This window comes from Kitasatospora sp. MAA19 (genome assembly GCF_029894125.1).
Taxonomy (GTDB): Bacteria; Actinomycetota; Actinomycetes; order Streptomycetales; family Streptomycetaceae; genus Kitasatospora.
Map to the genome: position 1 here is coordinate 15,524 of NZ_JARXYZ010000051.1, position 15,034 is coordinate 30,557.

At 74.4% G+C, this 15,034-nt stretch carries 13 protein-coding genes; 9 read left to right on the forward strand and 4 right to left on the reverse strand.

The features are described 5' to 3' along the window. The first annotated feature begins 138 nt into the window (after nucleotides 1-138). The 5 genes from P3T27_RS38470 to P3T27_RS38490 all read left to right on the forward strand — a co-directional run bounded on the left by P3T27_RS38470 (nucleotide 139) and on the right by P3T27_RS38490 (nucleotide 5,355). Nucleotides 139-609 carry a hypothetical protein gene (locus tag P3T27_RS38470; protein ID WP_280685993.1) on the forward strand — a complete coding sequence of 157 codons (471 nt, stop codon included), beginning with the start codon at nucleotides 139-141 and terminating at the stop codon, nucleotides 607-609. Next, entirely contained in the window at nucleotides 606-2,177 is a 1,572-nt protein-coding gene (locus tag P3T27_RS38475; RefSeq protein ID WP_280685994.1) for a multicopper oxidase domain-containing protein, read from the forward strand. The genes P3T27_RS38470 and P3T27_RS38475 overlap by 4 nt, the downstream gene beginning before the upstream one ends. Nucleotides 2,178-2,359: 182 nt before the next feature. Continuing rightward, nucleotides 2,360-3,718, forward strand: coding sequence for a DUF2252 domain-containing protein (locus P3T27_RS38480; RefSeq protein WP_280685995.1), 1,359 nt, complete (start codon nucleotides 2,360-2,362; stop codon nucleotides 3,716-3,718). A 116-nt stretch (nucleotides 3,719-3,834) separates the two neighbouring features. After that, the gene (locus P3T27_RS38485) at nucleotides 3,835-4,374 is read left to right on the forward strand and encodes a GNAT family N-acetyltransferase (RefSeq protein ID WP_280685996.1); all 540 of its coding nucleotides are present in this window, start codon (nucleotides 3,835-3,837) and stop codon (nucleotides 4,372-4,374) included. A 60-nt stretch (nucleotides 4,375-4,434) separates the two neighbouring features. Then, entirely contained in the window at nucleotides 4,435-5,355 is a 921-nt protein-coding gene (locus P3T27_RS38490) for a hypothetical protein (protein WP_280685997.1), read from the forward strand. Between the two features lie 92 nt (nucleotides 5,356-5,447). Here P3T27_RS38490 and P3T27_RS38495 read toward each other — a convergent pair whose 3' ends face one another. Together P3T27_RS38495 and P3T27_RS38500 are read right to left on the reverse strand one after the other, a co-directional pair. After that, nucleotides 5,448-6,356 carry a diacylglycerol kinase gene (locus P3T27_RS38495; RefSeq protein ID WP_280685998.1) on the reverse strand — a complete coding sequence of 303 codons (909 nt, stop codon included), beginning with the start codon at nucleotides 6,354-6,356 and terminating at the stop codon, nucleotides 5,448-5,450. Then, nucleotides 6,353-7,921: an FAD-binding oxidoreductase gene (locus P3T27_RS38500; RefSeq protein ID WP_280686018.1), complete on the reverse strand. Its 1,569-nt coding sequence runs from the start codon at nucleotides 7,919-7,921 to the stop codon at nucleotides 6,353-6,355. The genes P3T27_RS38495 and P3T27_RS38500 overlap by 4 nt, the downstream gene beginning before the upstream one ends. A gap of 74 nt (nucleotides 7,922-7,995) precedes the next feature. On the opposite strand from P3T27_RS38500, the gene P3T27_RS38505 reads away from it, so the two are divergent. Further along, complete coding sequence (locus P3T27_RS38505; protein WP_280685999.1) at nucleotides 7,996-8,652, forward strand: TetR/AcrR family transcriptional regulator; 657 nt, start codon at nucleotides 7,996-7,998, stop codon at nucleotides 8,650-8,652. Next, nucleotides 8,649-10,223 carry a glycerol-3-phosphate dehydrogenase/oxidase gene (locus P3T27_RS38510; RefSeq protein WP_280686000.1) on the forward strand — a complete coding sequence of 525 codons (1,575 nt, stop codon included), beginning with the start codon at nucleotides 8,649-8,651 and terminating at the stop codon, nucleotides 10,221-10,223. Before P3T27_RS38505 ends, P3T27_RS38510 begins: the two co-directional genes overlap by 4 nt. Nucleotides 10,224-10,311: 88 nt before the next feature. Here the strand turns inward: P3T27_RS38510 and P3T27_RS38515 are convergent, their stop codons facing one another. After that, entirely contained in the window at nucleotides 10,312-10,605 is a 294-nt protein-coding gene (locus P3T27_RS38515; protein ID WP_280686001.1) for a hypothetical protein, read from the reverse strand. A gap of 248 nt (nucleotides 10,606-10,853) precedes the next feature. Here P3T27_RS38515 and P3T27_RS38520 point away from each other — a divergent pair, with 248 nt between their 5' ends. After that, nucleotides 10,854-11,429 carry a TerD family protein gene (locus tag P3T27_RS38520; protein ID WP_280686002.1) on the forward strand — a complete coding sequence of 192 codons (576 nt, stop codon included), beginning with the start codon at nucleotides 10,854-10,856 and terminating at the stop codon, nucleotides 11,427-11,429. Nucleotides 11,430-11,490: 61 nt separating this feature from the next. Here P3T27_RS38520 and P3T27_RS38525 read toward each other — a convergent pair whose 3' ends face one another. Beyond that, a complete protein-coding gene (locus tag P3T27_RS38525; RefSeq protein ID WP_280686003.1) occupies nucleotides 11,491-12,768 on the reverse strand; it encodes a monooxygenase in 1,278 nt (425 codons plus the stop codon). Between the two features lie 183 nt (nucleotides 12,769-12,951). Here P3T27_RS38525 and P3T27_RS38530 point away from each other — a divergent pair, with 183 nt between their 5' ends. Continuing rightward, nucleotides 12,952-15,018 (forward strand): NADPH-dependent 2,4-dienoyl-CoA reductase, encoded by a 2,067-nt coding sequence (locus P3T27_RS38530; RefSeq protein ID WP_280686004.1) that lies wholly within the window; start codon nucleotides 12,952-12,954, stop codon nucleotides 15,016-15,018. Nucleotides 15,019-15,034: the final 16 nt, after the last annotated feature.

The following is a 15,034-nucleotide window of genomic DNA, read 5'->3' on the forward strand; positions in this document are numbered from 1 at the left end:
GTGACAAAAGCCCGGCCGAGCAGGCGCAATGGGGTGGTGGGAAAAGTCCGGAACCCTTTGTCGGAGCCGATCGTGACGTCGGATCAGTTACGCTCTCGCCCGCCCCGACCGACCCGCCGAAGCAGAGAGTAGCCCGACATGAGCAGTCCTCCCGCGGCCCCCGCGCCCCGTTGGCCGCTGATCCTGCTGCGCATCACCGCGACCACCCTGACCCTCCTGGCCGTGCTCCAGGCCATGCTGGCCGGCAGCTTCCTCAACGGCACCTACGAGTCGCTCAAGGACCACGAGGGCAACGCGATGATGCTGGCCACCGTCGTCGTCTGCCAGCTGGTGGTGGCCGCGCTGGTCCGCCGGCCCGGCCGCGGCCCGCTCTGGCCGCTGTGGACCACCGCCCTGCTGACCGTCGCCGTCATCGGCCAGATCGGCGCCGGCTACGGGCGGGCGCTCGGCGTGCACGTCACCCTGGGCGTGCTGCTGGTCAGCGGCGTCCTGTTCGGGCTGGTCGGCGCCTGGCGGATCCCGCTGCCCGCCCGCGCGGGGAGCCTGCCCGTGCCGGACGGCAGCGGACGGCTGCCGCGTCCCACCAGGTCGCGGGAGGTGGTCAAGTGAACCGCCGACGGTTCCTCGGCCTCGGAGCCTCCGTCCTCGGCGCCGGCGCGCTGGCGGCCGTCACCGTCCCCGCGGCCGCCCGGCTGCTCGCCGAGGGCCGCCCCGGCCGGCTGCTCAGCAGCGACCTCGCCCTGCCCGAGCCCTTCCAGGTCCCGCTGCCGGTGCCGGCGGTGCTCCAGCCGGTGCGCACCGACGGGACGACCGACTACTACGAGATCACCCAGCAGGTCGCCAAGCTGGAGATCCTGCCCGGCGTCAGGACCGAGGCCTGGACGTACGGCGGCACCTTCCCCGGGCCGACCGTGGTCACCCGGTCCGGCCGGGCGGCGGTGGTCAAGCACCGCAACGAGCTGCCGGTGGCGACCGTCGTCCACCTGCACGGCGGCCACACCCCGGCCGACAGCGACGGCTACCCCATCGACCTGCTGCTGCCGGTCGGCTCCTCGGGTGCGGGCGCGGACCAGGGCATGTCGGGGATGCCCGGCATGCAGCACGCGACGGGAAACACCGTCACCGGCGAGCGCACCCACACCTACCCGGGCAACCAGCGCGCCGCCACCCTCTGGTACCACGACCATCGGATGGGCTTCACCGGCCCCGCGATCTGGCGCGGCCTGGCCGGCTTCCACCTCGTCCACGACGACGAGGAGAACGCCCTGCCGCTGCCGAAGGGCGAACGCGACCTCCCGCTGATGCTCGCCGACCGCGCCTTCGCCGCCGACGGCTCCTTCCACTACCCCGCCACCGACGCGGCCCTCGCCGTGCCCGGCGTCACCGACGACTACATGAACGGCGTCCTCGGCGACGTCATCCTGGTCAACGGCGCCCCCTGGCCCCGCCTCGACGTCGACCGCGCCCGCTACCGGCTGCGCGTGCTCAACGCCTCCAACGCCCGCCTCTACCGGCTCGAACTCGACCCGCAGCCCTCCGGCGGCGACGCCCTCGTCCAGATCGGCTCCGACGGCGGGCTGCTGGCGGCCCCGGTCACCCACGACGCCCTGGAGATCGCCCCCGCCGAGCGCTTCGACCTCGTCGTCGACTTCTCCCGTTACGCCCCGGGCACCTCCGTGCGCCTGGTCAACCGCTTCGGCAGCGGCCGCACGGCGGAGGTGATGCGCTTCGACGTCTCCTCCCGGCAGGTCAGCGACGACTCGACCGTCCCCGACAAGCTGTCCACCGTCGAGGCCCTGGACGCCTCCGCCGCCGTCGCCACCCGCCACTTCACCTTCCGCCGCAGCCGCGACGACGGCTGGACCATCAACGACGACCCGTACCAGCCCGGACGCGACCTCGCCCGGCCCGCCCTCGGCAGCATCGAGCGGTGGCGCTTCTCCACCGACCTGCACCACCCCGTGCACGTCCACCTCAACCCCTTCCAGGTGCTCACCCGCAACGGCAGGGACCCGGGCCCGTACGACGCCGGTTGGAAGGACACCGTCGACCTGTGGCCGGCGGAGGTGGCCGAGGTCCTGGTGCGCTTCACCGACTACCGGGGGACGTACCTGTTGCACTGCCACAACCTGGAGCACGAGGACATGGCGATGATGGCGGACTTCACCGTGCAGTGAGCACGCGGGTTCATCCGTTTCATCCGTTCGGTCGAGTGCCGGAGGGTGCGCGGTGCGCCCTCCGGCAGCGGTGACCTAGCGTCGCGAGGAGATGCACCCGCCGTCCCGGCGACCTGTCGTCCCGGCGACCTGTCGTCCCGGCGACCCGTCGCCCCGGCGACCCGTCTACCGAGGAGCCGCGCATGACCACCCCCGCCGAACGTCGCCGGCACGGCCGGGCCGCCCGCGACCGCGTCTCCCGCTCCGCCCACGGGCGGTGGATCCCCGCCGCCGACCGGCCGGACCCGGTCGAGGTCCTGGTGCGCCAGGGCGAGGACCGGGTCGCCCGGCTGCTGCCGATCCGCTACGGGCGGATGGCCGACACCCCCTTCACCTACCTGCGCGGCGCCGCCGCCGTCATGGCCGCCGACCTCGCCGCCGTCCCCGACACCGGCCTCACCGTCCAACTCTGCGGTGACGCCCACCTGTTGAACTTCGGCGTGTACGCCTCGCCGGAACGTGCCCTGCTCTTCGACGTCAACGACTTCGACGAGACCTACCCCGGCCCCTTCGAATGGGACGTCAAACGGCTCGCCGCCAGCATCGCCGTCGCCGCCCGCGGCAACGGGCAGGACGAGGACCGCGCCCACCGCGCCGCCCGCGCCGCCGTCCAGGGGTACGCCACCGCGATGCGCCGCCTCGCGGGGCTCGGCGAACTCGACGTCTGGTACTCCCGGATCGCCACCGGCGACCTGCTGCCGCTGCTGCGCAAGCCGGGGCGGCACAAGCGGGCCGAGGACGGCCTCGCCCACGCCCGCCGCCGCACCAGCCTGCAGGCCTTCGGCAAGCTCACCGAGGAACGGGACGGGCGCCGGTGCATCATCAGCGCGCCACCGCTGATCGAACCGCTGAAGAAGACCGGACTGCGCGACATCGGCAAGGTGTTCAGCGACTACCGGGCCACCCTCGCCGAGGACCGCCGGCTCCTCCTCGACCGCTACCGCTTCGTCGACGCGGCCACGAAGGTCGTCGGCGTCGGCAGCGTCGGAACCCGCTGCTTCATCGTCCTGCTGGAGGGCCGGGACACCCGCGACCCGCTGTTCGTCCAGCTCAAGGAGGCCGGGCGGTCCGTCCTGGAGGAGCACCTGCCGCCCACCCGGGTCGCCGCCGAGGTCGCCGCCCACCACGGCGGCCGCCGCGTCGTCACCGGCCAGCACCTCATGCAGGCCGCCAGCGACATCTTCCTCGGCTGGACCACCGGCCCCGCCGGGCGCCACTTCTACGGCCGCCAACTGCGCGACATGAAGGGCTCGGTGGAGGTCGCCGACCTGACTCCGGCCGGCCTGCGCGGCTACGCCGACCTGTGCGGTCGTACCCTCGCCCGCGCCCACGCCCGCACCGGCGACCGCCTCGCCATCGCCGGCTACCTGGGCGGCGCGGACACCTTCGCGGAGGCGATCGCCGACTTCTCCGTCCGGTACGCGGACCAGACGGCGCTCGACCACGCGGAGCTGCTCGCCGCGATCGACGCCGGACGGATCACGGCGCGGCCGGGGATCTGAGGGCGGGGATCTGAGGCCGGGGAGCTGAGGGGCCGGGATCTGGGGGCGGCCCGGCCGCCGGGGCCCGCGGGAAATGCGGTTGCCCCGGTGGGGACGGCTGACATTGGCTTGCCCACATGACCGAACTGCGCACCGACCGCCTGCTCATCCGCCCCTGGCGGGACACCGACCTCGCGCCGTGGGCCGCGATGAACGCCGACCCCGAGGTCCGCGAGCACCTCGGGGACGTCCTCACCCGCGAGCAGAGCGACGCCTCGGTGGCGCGCTTCCAGGCCGAGAGCGCGGCGCGCGGCTACGGCTGGCTGGCCGTCGGGGTACGGGCCACCGGCGAGTTCGTCGGCTTCGCGGGCCTCGACGACGTCGACGAGGGCCTGCCCTTCACCGGCGTCGAGATCGGCTGGCGCCTGGCCCGCGGGGCCTGGGGCCACGGCTACGCGACGGAGGCGGCCCGCGCCGTCCTCGCCCACGGCTTCGGCACCCTCGGCCTCGACGAGATCCTCGCCGTCACCACCGCGACCAACCTCCGCTCCCAGGCCGTCATGCGCCGCCTCGGGATGACGTCCGACCCCGCCGACGACTTCGAGGACCCGGACGCCCCAGAGGGTCCGCTGCGCCCCAACGTCCTGTTCCGCCTCCGCCGCGAGCAGACGGGCTGAGGCCGGTCGGTCGTCCCTGTTGATGCTCCGGTGTCAGTGGCGTGTGCTTGGGTGATCCACATGCTGGCGATCGGGGTGCAGGAGAACGACGGGACGCGACACCTTCGGGTGGGCGCGGACGAGTTGGCGCGGCTGGTGCGGCGGATCGGCGCGGAGGGCGACCGCTTCCTGGTCGCGCAGCGGATACCGGACCTGCCGGAGGTCTTCATCCAGGTGTGGCACGCCGACGGCGGCGACTACACGCTCGAACACCGCGACGGCTCCGCCGCCCGGCACTTCGAGGTGCGGACGGACGGGCCCGATCCGGTGATCGCCGCGATCACCGGCTGGGCGCGGCGCGAGCCGGGCTGGGGCGACAGACTGGACTGGCAGCCGCTCGACCTGGGCCCGCGGCCCGAGCCCGCCCCGCCGCTCGACCTGCCCACCGCCGACCTCGGGCACCTGGAGGACCGGCTGCGCCTCACCCTGGCCGCCGGCTACACCACCCGCGCCGAGCTCGCCGAACTCGCCGAGGACTACCTCGTCTCCGGAGATCACCGCCCGCTCTCCCGCGACCAGGCCGAGCAACTCGCCGACCGGCTCTGGCTGGAGCGCGTCGGCGAGCAGACCGGCTGGATCGGCGAGACCGACCCGGAACGCCTCACCCGCGCCTTCGCCGCCCTGACGGCGGCCGGCCTCACCGCGCGGGAGCACTTCGCCTGCTGCCGCTCCTGCGGCGACGCGGAGATCGCCGCCGCCGCAGCGCCGGACGCCCACGGCTACGTCTACTTCCACACCCAGGGCACCGACTCCGCCGCCGCCGGCCACGGCCTCAGCCTCCGCTACGGTGGCTTCGACGCCTCCCCGCTGACCACCACCGCCATCGGCCACGAGGTCGTCGCCGCCCTCACCGACGCCGGCCTGCCGGCAGTCTGGAACGCCGACCCGTCCCACGCCATCGAGATCCGCCCCCTCCTCTGGCGCCGCCGGCTGACCGGCTGAGCCCCACGGCCGAAGCCGAGCCCGCAATGGCCCTCGGGGCCCGGCGCGTTGGGTGGCGCGCCGGACCGGGTGCGGTCGGGACGTCGGGCGGTTCAGGGGACCAGGAGGTGGAGGGCGGCTCGGTCGACGGTGACGTCGACGGGGAGCGGGGCGATGAACTCGCCGTCGGCGTAGGCGGTGATGGTGGGGGAGTCGATCCGCAGGGAGGTGGTGCGGTGGGTGGTGACCTCGGGGTGGGTGGTGTGGGTGCCCTTGAAGAGGGTGGGGAAGAAGCGGGCGATGCGCAGGCGGGGCATGGCGGCGACGAGGGTGAGGTCGAGGAGGCCGTCGTCGGGGAGCGCGGCGGGGCACATCAGCATGCCGCCGCCGTAGCTGCGGGTGTTGCCGACGGCGGCCAGGGTGAGGTCGCGTTCGATGACGGTGCCGTCGGCGAGGGTGATGCGGAAGGGCAGGGGACGCAGGTTGACGAACTCGGCGAGGATGGCCAGGTTGTAGCGCATCCGGCCGCGGGGCCAGCGCAGCCGGTTGGCGCGGTCGCTGACCAGGGAGTCGAAGCCGGTGGCGAGGACGGAGCCGTACCAGCGGGTGGTGCCGTCGGCGGCGGTGACCCGGCCGAGGTCGACGGTCCGGGTGCGTCCGGCGGCGACGACGTCGGCGGCGGCCTCGGGGGTGCCGAGCGGGAGGCCGTATTCGCGGGCGTGGTCGTTGCCGGTGCCGGCGGGGATCACACCGAGCGGGCAGGCCGTGCCGGCGACGGCCTGCAGGGCGAGGTTGATCATGCCGTCGCCGCCGACCACCACGACCGCGTCGACGCCGTCGGCGACGGCCTGGCGGGCGAGGCGGACGGAGTCCTCGGGGTCGCGGCCCGCGTGCCGGTCGACGTCGAGGCCGAGGGCGCGCAGGCGGGCGACGGCCCGGTGGGCGGCGGGTGCGGCGTGGCCGGCGCCTGCCGCCGGGTTGGTGAGAACGGCGACCCGGTGGACGGTTCTCGGGCCGGTCATGGGATCAGCTTGCCGGGGTTGAGGATGCCGGCCGGGTCGAGTTCGGCCTTGACGGCGCGCAGGATGCGCACGCCCAACTCGCCGATCTCGTCGGTCATCCAGGGCCGGTGGTCGGCGCCGACGGCGTGGTGGTGGGTGATGGTGGCGCCGACGGTGACGATGGCGTCGCAGGCGGCGCGCTTGGCGACGGCCCACCGGGCGAGCGGGTCCTCGCCGAGGGCGGCGACGACGGTGAAGTAGAGCGAGGCGCCGGTCGGGTAGACGTGCGAGATGTGGCAGAGGACGAGGGCGCCGGGCAGGGCGGTGGTGAGGGCCTGGGTGACGGCGGTGCGCAGCTCCGGCAGTCGGCTCCAGTCGGTCGCCGTCTCCAGGGTCTCGCACAGGGCGCCGGCGCTGAGCAGGGAGTCCCGCAGGTAGGGGGCGTTGAACCGGCCGTGTTCCCAGGCCCGGGCGGGGGCTTCGCCGAGGGAGGTGGCGCCGGCGGCGAGCAGGGTGTCGCGGGTGAGCCGGTGGCGGGCGGCGACCTGTTCGGCGGTGCCCTCGAAGACGGTGACGGCGAGGCAGCCGCTGACGGCGGGGGCGCCGCCGATCTGCTCGGTCATGGCGAGGTTGACCATGGTCTCGGCCTCGTCGGAGAGCCGGATGACGGTCGGTCCGGTGCCGCCCTGCTCCACGGCGCGCAGGGCGGCGCTGCCGGTGGCGAAGTCGGGCAGGCTCCACGCCTCGTAGGCCTTGACGGCGGGCAGCGGGTGAACACGGAGCCGGACGGCGGTGATGACGCCGAGGGTGCCCTCGGAGCCGAGGAAGAGTTCGCGCAGGTCGGGGCCGGCGGCGGAGGCGGGGGCGCGGCCGAGGTCGAGCACCCCGGCGGGGGTGACGACGCGCAGGCCGCGGACCATCTCGTCGAAGCGCCCGTGGCCGGCGGAGTCCTGGCCGGAGGAGCGGGTGGCGGCGAAGCCGCCGATGGTGGCGTAGCGGAAGCTCTGCGGGTAGTGGCCGAGTTCGTAGCCGCGTTCGGCGAGCAGGGCCTCCGCGGCCGGGCCGGTGAGGCCGGCGCCGAGGACGGCCTCGCCGGAGGTCTCGTCGAGGTCGTGGAGGCGGTCGAACCGGCGCAGGTCGAGCGAGACGACGGCGGTGAAGGAGCCGCGCTCGGGGTCGAGGCCGCCGACGACGCTGGTGCCGCCGCCGAACGGGACGACGGCGATGCGGCGTTCGGCGCAGAGCGCGAGGACGGCGGCGATCTCCTGCTCGTCGCCGGGCAGGACGACGGCGTCGGGCGCGTCCTGGGGCGCGCGGCTGCGGCGGCGCAGCAGGTCGGGAGTGGACTTGCCGCCGGCGCGCGGGAGCCGGTCGGCGTCGGCGGCGCTGACGTGGGCCTCGCCGACGGCGGCGGCGAGGGCCTTGAGGTCGTCGGCGGAGATCCGCGAGGGGTGCAGCACGACCTCGTCCGCGGCCGGTCCGGGGGCGGCGTCGCCGGTGACGCCGAGGGCGGCGGCGAGCAGCCCCTTGATGTCCGCGGACAGCTCCTTGGCGAGGGCCGGGTCGCCCCAGGCGTCCCACTTCATCGGGGGGAGCGGCAGCGCGGCGTCGGCCGGTCCCGCTTGCGTCTCAGGTGCCATGCGTTACAGTTTCACACATCATGTCAAGTAGTAACGCCGAGCCTCGCAGCGCCGCGCAGCCCCCCGAGGCGGCCCCGGCGCCCCGCAGTACCGACGAGGTGCCCCGCAGCACCGACGACGCGATCCTGGACGCCGCCGCCGACCTGATCGTCCATCTCGGCGTGCGCCGAACGCAGTTGGCGGAGATCGCCCGCCGCGCCGGGGTCAGTCGGCCGACCGTCTACCGGCGCTGGCCGGACGTGCGGGCGGTGATCGGCGCGCTGCTCACCCGGGAGATCCAGGCCACCCGGGAGGGCGTCGTCCTGGAGTTCGGCGGTGGGGCCCCGATCGACCGGGAGGCCTTCGTCGACGGGGTCGTCGAGGTGGCCGTCCGGCTGCGGGACCACCCGGTGCTCGGCGCGCTGCTGCGCTCCTCCGACTCCGACCTGCTGCTGGAGTACGTCGTCGAGCGACTCGGCACCAGCCAGCGCGGCCTGCTGGAGGCGCTGCGCGCCGGCATCGAACAGGGGCAGGCCCACGGCTCGATCCGAGCCGGCGAGCCGGTCGAACTGGCCGCCATGGTCCTGCTGATCGCCCAGTCCACCGTCCAGTCGCACCGCATGGTGGCCTCGCTGCTGCCGGAGGCCGCCTGGCGGCGCGAACTGGCCACCGCGCTGAACGGATACCTCGCGCCATGACCTCGACGCCCGCTGCTTCCTCCGCCAGCCCCTTCGCCGGTTCCAGCCGACTCGACGCGGCCCGGAGGCGGTGGGAGCTGGACGCACTGGGGGACCGCCCGCGGGTCGACCTGCTGGTGATCGGCGGCGGCGTCACCGGCGCCGGGGTGGCCCTGGACGCCGCCGCGCGCGGCCTGCGCACGGTGCTGGTCGAGGCCCGCGACCTGGCCTTCGGCACCAGCCGCTGGAGCTCCAAGCTGGTGCACGGCGGCCTGCGCTACCTCGCCTCCGGCCGGATCGGGGTGGCCCGGGAGAGCGCCGTCGAGCGCGGCGTGCTGATGACCCGCACCGCCCCGCACCTGATCCGTCCACTGCCCCAACTGGTGCCGCTGCTCCCGGGGTTGCTGCGCCCCGGGCAGGCCTCGCTGATCCGGGTGGGCTTCCACGCCGGGGACGCGCTGCGCCTCAGCGCCGGGACGCCGGGCGCGCTGCTGCCCCGGGTGCGCCGGATCGACGCCGCGCGGACACGGCAGCTGGTGCCGGGCGTGCGGACGGCCGGCCTGTCCGGCGCGCTGGTCGCGCACGACGGCCAACTCGTGGACGACGCACGGCTGGTGGTGGCACTGGCGCGGACCGCGGCACAGTACGGCGCCACCGTGCTGACCCGGGTGCGGGCGGAGTCCGTGACGGGAACCTCCGCCCGGCTCACCGACACGCTCACCGGGCAGTCGCTGACCGTCGAGGCCGGCGCGGTGGTCAACGCCACCGGAGTCTGGGCGGGCGAGGTGGACACGTCGATCAAGCTGCGGCCCAGCCGGGGCACCCACCTCCTGGTGGACGCCGCCGTGCTCGGCCACCCCACCGCGGCGCTCACCGTGCCGGTGCCCGGCTCGACCAGCCGCTTCGTCTTCGCGCTGCCGCAGCAGCTCGGCCGGGTGGCGATCGGGTTGACCGACGAGGACGCGCCCGGCCCGATCCCGGACGAGCCGGTGCCCACCGAAGGCGAGCTCGCGTTCCTGCTCGACACCGTCAACGCCGCCCTGAGCACCGCGCTGACCAGGGCGGACGTGCGCGGCGCGTACGCGGGGCTGCGGCCGCTGATCGACACCGGGGGCGGCAGCACCGCCGACATCTCCCGGGAGCACGCGGTGCTGGAGTCGCCGTCCGGGGTGGTCACGGTGGTCGGCGGCAAACTCACCACCTACCGGCGGATGGCCGAGGACGCGGTGGACACCGCCGTCCGGCTGCGCGGCCTGCCGGCCCGTGCCTGCTGGACGGCCCGCCTGCCGCTGGTCGGGGCCCCGACCCACCGGGACAGCCGCCCGCTCCCGGCGACCGGCGCGCCCGGCTCGCTGCTCGCCCGGCACGGCGGCGCGGCCTGGGAGGTGCTGGCCGCCGGCGACCTCGGGCCGATCGCCGAAGGCCTGGACGTGACGCGCGCCGAGGTCGCCTACGCCGTCACGCACGAGGGCGCGCTGGACGTCGCCGACGTGCTCGACCGCCGGACCAGGATCGGCCTGGTCGCCGAGGACGCCGAGCGCGCCCGCCCGGCGGTCGAGGAGATCCTGACGCAGCATCAGGGCGGCGCTTAGACAGTGCTGCGGCGGGCCCGAGCTCTCACGCGCCCGGTCGTGGTAGACGTGATGACCGTCAAGGGCAGGGGGCATCGGCCGGGCGGTCTCAGCGCGCCGCGTGCTCCGGCATCGGGTGCTCGGATCCCGCGACCGCCAGGACGCAGGCGTACGGCTGCTCGGCCGCACCCGTCCGGTCGAGCCGGACGGAGAGCGGCAGCGGCGGCTCCCCGGCGAGCTGGGCGGAGAGCGTCAGCGGGTAGACGCCGTGCCCGTGGACGCGGTGGAAGGCGCACTCCTTGCCGTCCACCAGCAGCTCGGTCTCGGTGATCCAGCCGGTCCGGACGTTGACGGTGACCGAGTGCCCGGCCTGGTCGGCGTGGAAGCTGTACCGCTGACGCATGGGAACCTCCCGCGCGGGGGCTTCGATCGGGGAAGGCCGATCGGGAAGGACCAGAGGATCCACGGCCAGTCTAGGGCGGCCACCCGGGCCGGGGCGCCCCGGTGGATCGGCACCAGCGGGCCGGGGTGACGGTCGGTTCCCGGTGGAGCCCCTGAGAAATCCCCGGGGTGGGGCCCGACCGCAGGTGGATTCCGGTGATCTCTACAGTGTTGTAGATTCGTCCGCAGGGAGAGATCGAGGAGGGCATTGTGGGAGTTTCGCTGGCCAAGGGTGGCAACGTCTCGCTGAGCAAGGAGGCGCCCGGTCTGAGCGCCGTGATCGTGGGTCTCGGCTGGGACGTGCGCACCACCACCGGGGCCGACTACGACCTGGACGCCAGCGCGCTGCTGTGCAACGCGCTCGGCAAGGTGGTCTCGGACCAGCACTTCGTCTTCTTCAACAACCTGCACAGCCCCGAGGGCTCGGTCGAGCACAGCGGCGACAACCTGACCGGTGGCGGCGACGGCGACGACGAGCAGATCAAGGTCGACCTGGCGCGGGTGCCGGCCGACGTGGCGAAGGTGGTCTTCCCGGTGTCGATCTACGACGCCGACGCCCGGCTGCAGAACTTCGGGCAGGTCCGCAACGCGTTCATCCGGGTCGTGAACCAGGCCAACGGCCAGGAGATCGCCCGCTACGACCTCAGCGAGGACGCGTCCACCGAGACCGCGATGGTCTTCGGCGAGCTGTACCGCAACGGCGCGGAGTGGAAGTTCCGCGCGATAGGGCAGGGCTACGCCTCCGGTCTGCGCGGTATCGCGACCGACTACGGCGTCAACGTCTGATCCCTGCGGGTGATCTGACGGGGTTTCGGCGGATCGGCCGGACCGGCCCCGGGCGGGCGGCTCACGCGGGCCGCCCGTCCGGCGTCGGCCCGAGGGCGTGGCCGCCGAAACCCCCGCCGCCGGTGAGCTGTTGCCGCCACCAGGCGGTCATCGCCGGCTCGTCCATGGTCGACCAGTCGGGCGCCGCGGCGACCTGCGCCCGGCCGAGCCGTCGGCCCAGTTCCACCAGCTCCCGTCCGACCACGCCCCGCTCGTGGTCGTACCCGGCCAGCAGCGACGACCAGGACCCGCCCCCCGCCTGCCCTGCCCGCTCGAAGGCGTGCGCGTCCTGCAGTGCCTTCACCGCGCCGCTGGTGTTGTGCGGCCGGACGACGGTGGCCGCGTCCCCGCCGAGGAGCAGGCGCCCGGCCGTGCGGCGCGGGGTCTCCAGGTCGTAGACGGGCTGCAGGAAGGTCCGCTCGCGCGGGGTGATCGTGACCAGGGCGGCCCAGTACGGCGGCAGGTGCCGTTCGGCGAGCTGGCGCAGCTCGTCCACCTGGGCGTCGGTGAGGGTGCCCGCCGGGATGCTGGTCGGGCCGTCGAGGCGCAGCCAGGCGGGGGTGGGCGCGTAGAAGACCCAGTTCGCCTGGGTGCTGCCGGGGGTGAGACCCGGGATGCGGTAGATCACGACCTGGCCGCCGGGGTAGCAGACGGTGGCGCACTCGTCCTCCGGCCAGGCCCCGGCGCCCCCGGGCAGCTCCGCCAGCAGCGCGGTGTCGTAGCTGCCGCGCCAGCACACGTACCCGGCGTACTCGGGCCGGGCCTCCGGGCAGACGGCCGCGCGGACCACCGAGCGGTAGCCGTCGGCGCCGATCACCAGGTCGTACGGTTCGCGGGTGCCGTCGGCGGCCGCGGTCCAGGCGCCGTCCCGGTCGTTGCCGACCGCGGTGACCGTGCTGCCCAGCCGGAACTCGACCCGGTCGGGCGTCCGTTCGCGCAGGGCCTGCCAGAGCACGGCCCAGTGGTGGGAGTGGAACGGCATCGGCTGGTTCCAGAGCACCCGCCCGCGCCCGCCCGGCCCGTCGTCGGACGGGTCCCGGGTGACCCAGCGGCGGACGGTGAGGCGGTGGCGGCGGACGCCCTCGGCGAGGTGGCCGGCGCGGACCAGTTCGGCGAAGCGGTCGTCGTGGATGCAGATCCCGACGCCGCGGTCCTCCAGGCGGCCGGGGCTGCGTTCCAGGACCACGATCCGGTCCGCCCCCAGCCGGGCGGCGGCCCCGGCGAAGGCGCTTCCGGCGATGCTGCCGCCGATCACGGCTATCGAGCCACCCCGCACGGCCGTCCCCTCCCAGATGCCCATGATGTCAATGCGACAATACGCGGATCCTTGGGCAGAGTTGGCGTGAATCGGGGAGCCGGGGCGGCACCCCGTCGTCATCCCCGCCGCCGCCCCTGCCGGCACTCTTTTGCAACTAGTTGCACATCCCACCGGCGTCCCCTACTGTGCGGTAACACCGACCCCGCCGCCCCCCAGGAGACATCGATGAGCACGTCGATCAGCACGTCGATGAGCACCGCCCCCGGCAGCAGCCGCTACCCGCACCTGCTCAGCCCGCTCGACCTCGGCTTCACCACCCTGCCCAACCGCGTGATCATGGGCTCGATGCACGTCGGCCTGGAGGAGGCCCCCGGCGGCTACCGGCGGATGGCCGCCTTCTACGCCGAGCGCGCCCGCGGCGGCGTCGGCCTGATCGTCACCGGCGGCATCGCCCCCAACGAGGCCGGGCGCCCCTGGGAGGGCGGCGCGATGCTCACCACCGAGGCCGAGGCGGACCGCCACCGCGTCGTCACCGACGCCGTGCACGCCGCCGGCGGCCGGATCGCCCTGCAGATCCTGCACTTCGGCCGCTACGCCTACCACCGCGACCTGGTCGCCCCCAGCGCCCTCCAGGCCCCGATCAGCCCCTTCGCCCCCCACGAGCTCACCGCCGCACAGGTCGAGCAGACCATCGAGGACTTCGCCCGCTGCGCCGAACTCGCCCGCCGCGCCGGGTACGACGGCGTCGAGATCATGGGCTCCGAGGGCTACCTGATCAACGAGTTCATCGTCGCCGCCACCAACCGGCGCGAGGACGAGTGGGGCGGCCCGTACGAGCGGCGGATGCGCTTCCCGGTGGAGATCGTCCGCCGGGTCCGCGAACGGGTCGGCGAGGACTTCATCATCGTCTACCGCCTCTCCATGCTCGACCTGGTGCCCGGCGGCTCCACCCTCGACGAGGTCGTCCGGCTCGCCCAGGCCGTCGAGGCCGCCGGGGCGACCATCATCAACACCGGCATCGGCTGGCACGAGGCCCGCATCCCCACCATCGCCACCTCCGTGCCGCGCGGCGCGTTCGCCTGGGTGACCAGGAAGGTGATGGGCAAGGTCGGCATCCCGCTGGTCACCACCAACCGCATCAACACCCCCGAGATCGCCGAGCAGTTGCTCGCCGAAGGCTGCGCCGACCTGGTCTCGCTGGCCCGCCCGCTGCTCGCCGACGCCGACTTCGTCGCCAAGGCGGAAGGCGGCCGCGCCGACGCCATCAACACCTGCATCGGCTGCAACCAGGCCTGCCTCGACCACACCTTCAGCGGCCTGATCACCTCCTGCCTGGTCAACCCGCGCGCCTGCCACGAGACCGAACTCGTGCTCGCGCCCACGCGGTCACGCAAGCGGATCGGCGTCGTCGGGGCCGGACCGGCCGGGCTCGCGTTCGCCGTCTCCACCGCCGAACGCGGCCACGACGTCACGCTGTTCGACGCCGCCGAGGCCGTCGGCGGGCAGCTGGACATCGCCCGGCGCATCCCCGGCAAGGAGGAGTTCGACGAGACGCTGCGCTACTACCGCACCCGGCTCGCCGAGTTGGCCGTCACGCTGCGCCTCGGTGCGGCCGCCACCGCCGAGCAGCTCGCCGCCGAGGGCTTCGACGAACTCGTCCTCGCCACCGGCGTCACCCCGCGAACTCCCGCCGACATCCCGGGAGTCGACCACCCCAGCGTGCTCGGCTACCTCGACGTGCTGCGCGACGGCGCACCCGTCGGCGAACGGGTCGCCATCCTCGGGGCGGGCGGCATCGGCTTCGACGTCGCCGAGTTCCTCACCGACCGGGGCGACGCCGCGAGCCTCAACCCGCCCGTGTTCCAGGCCAAGTGGGGCATCGACCCGGACTACCGCGAGCGCGGCGGACTGCGCCGCCCCGAACGGCCCGCACCGCCGCGCACGGTCCACCTGCTCCAGCGCAAGACCGGCAAGGTCGGCGCCGGGCTCGGCAAGACCACCGGGTGGATCCACCGCACCGAGCTCAAGCACCGCGGCGTCACCATGGTCGCCGGCGCCACGTACGACCTGATCGACGACGCCGGGCTGCACTTCACCGTGGACGGCGAACGCCAGCTGCTGCCCGTCGACACCGTGGTGCTCTGCACCGGCCAGGAGCCGCGCCGCGACCTGTACGACGCGCTGCGCGAGCGCGGCCTGGAGGTCCACCTCATCGGCGGCGCCGACGTCGCCGCCGAACTCGACGCCAAGCGGGCCATCAAGCAGGGCACCGAACTGGCCGCGACGCTCTGACCCGACCGGCGACGGG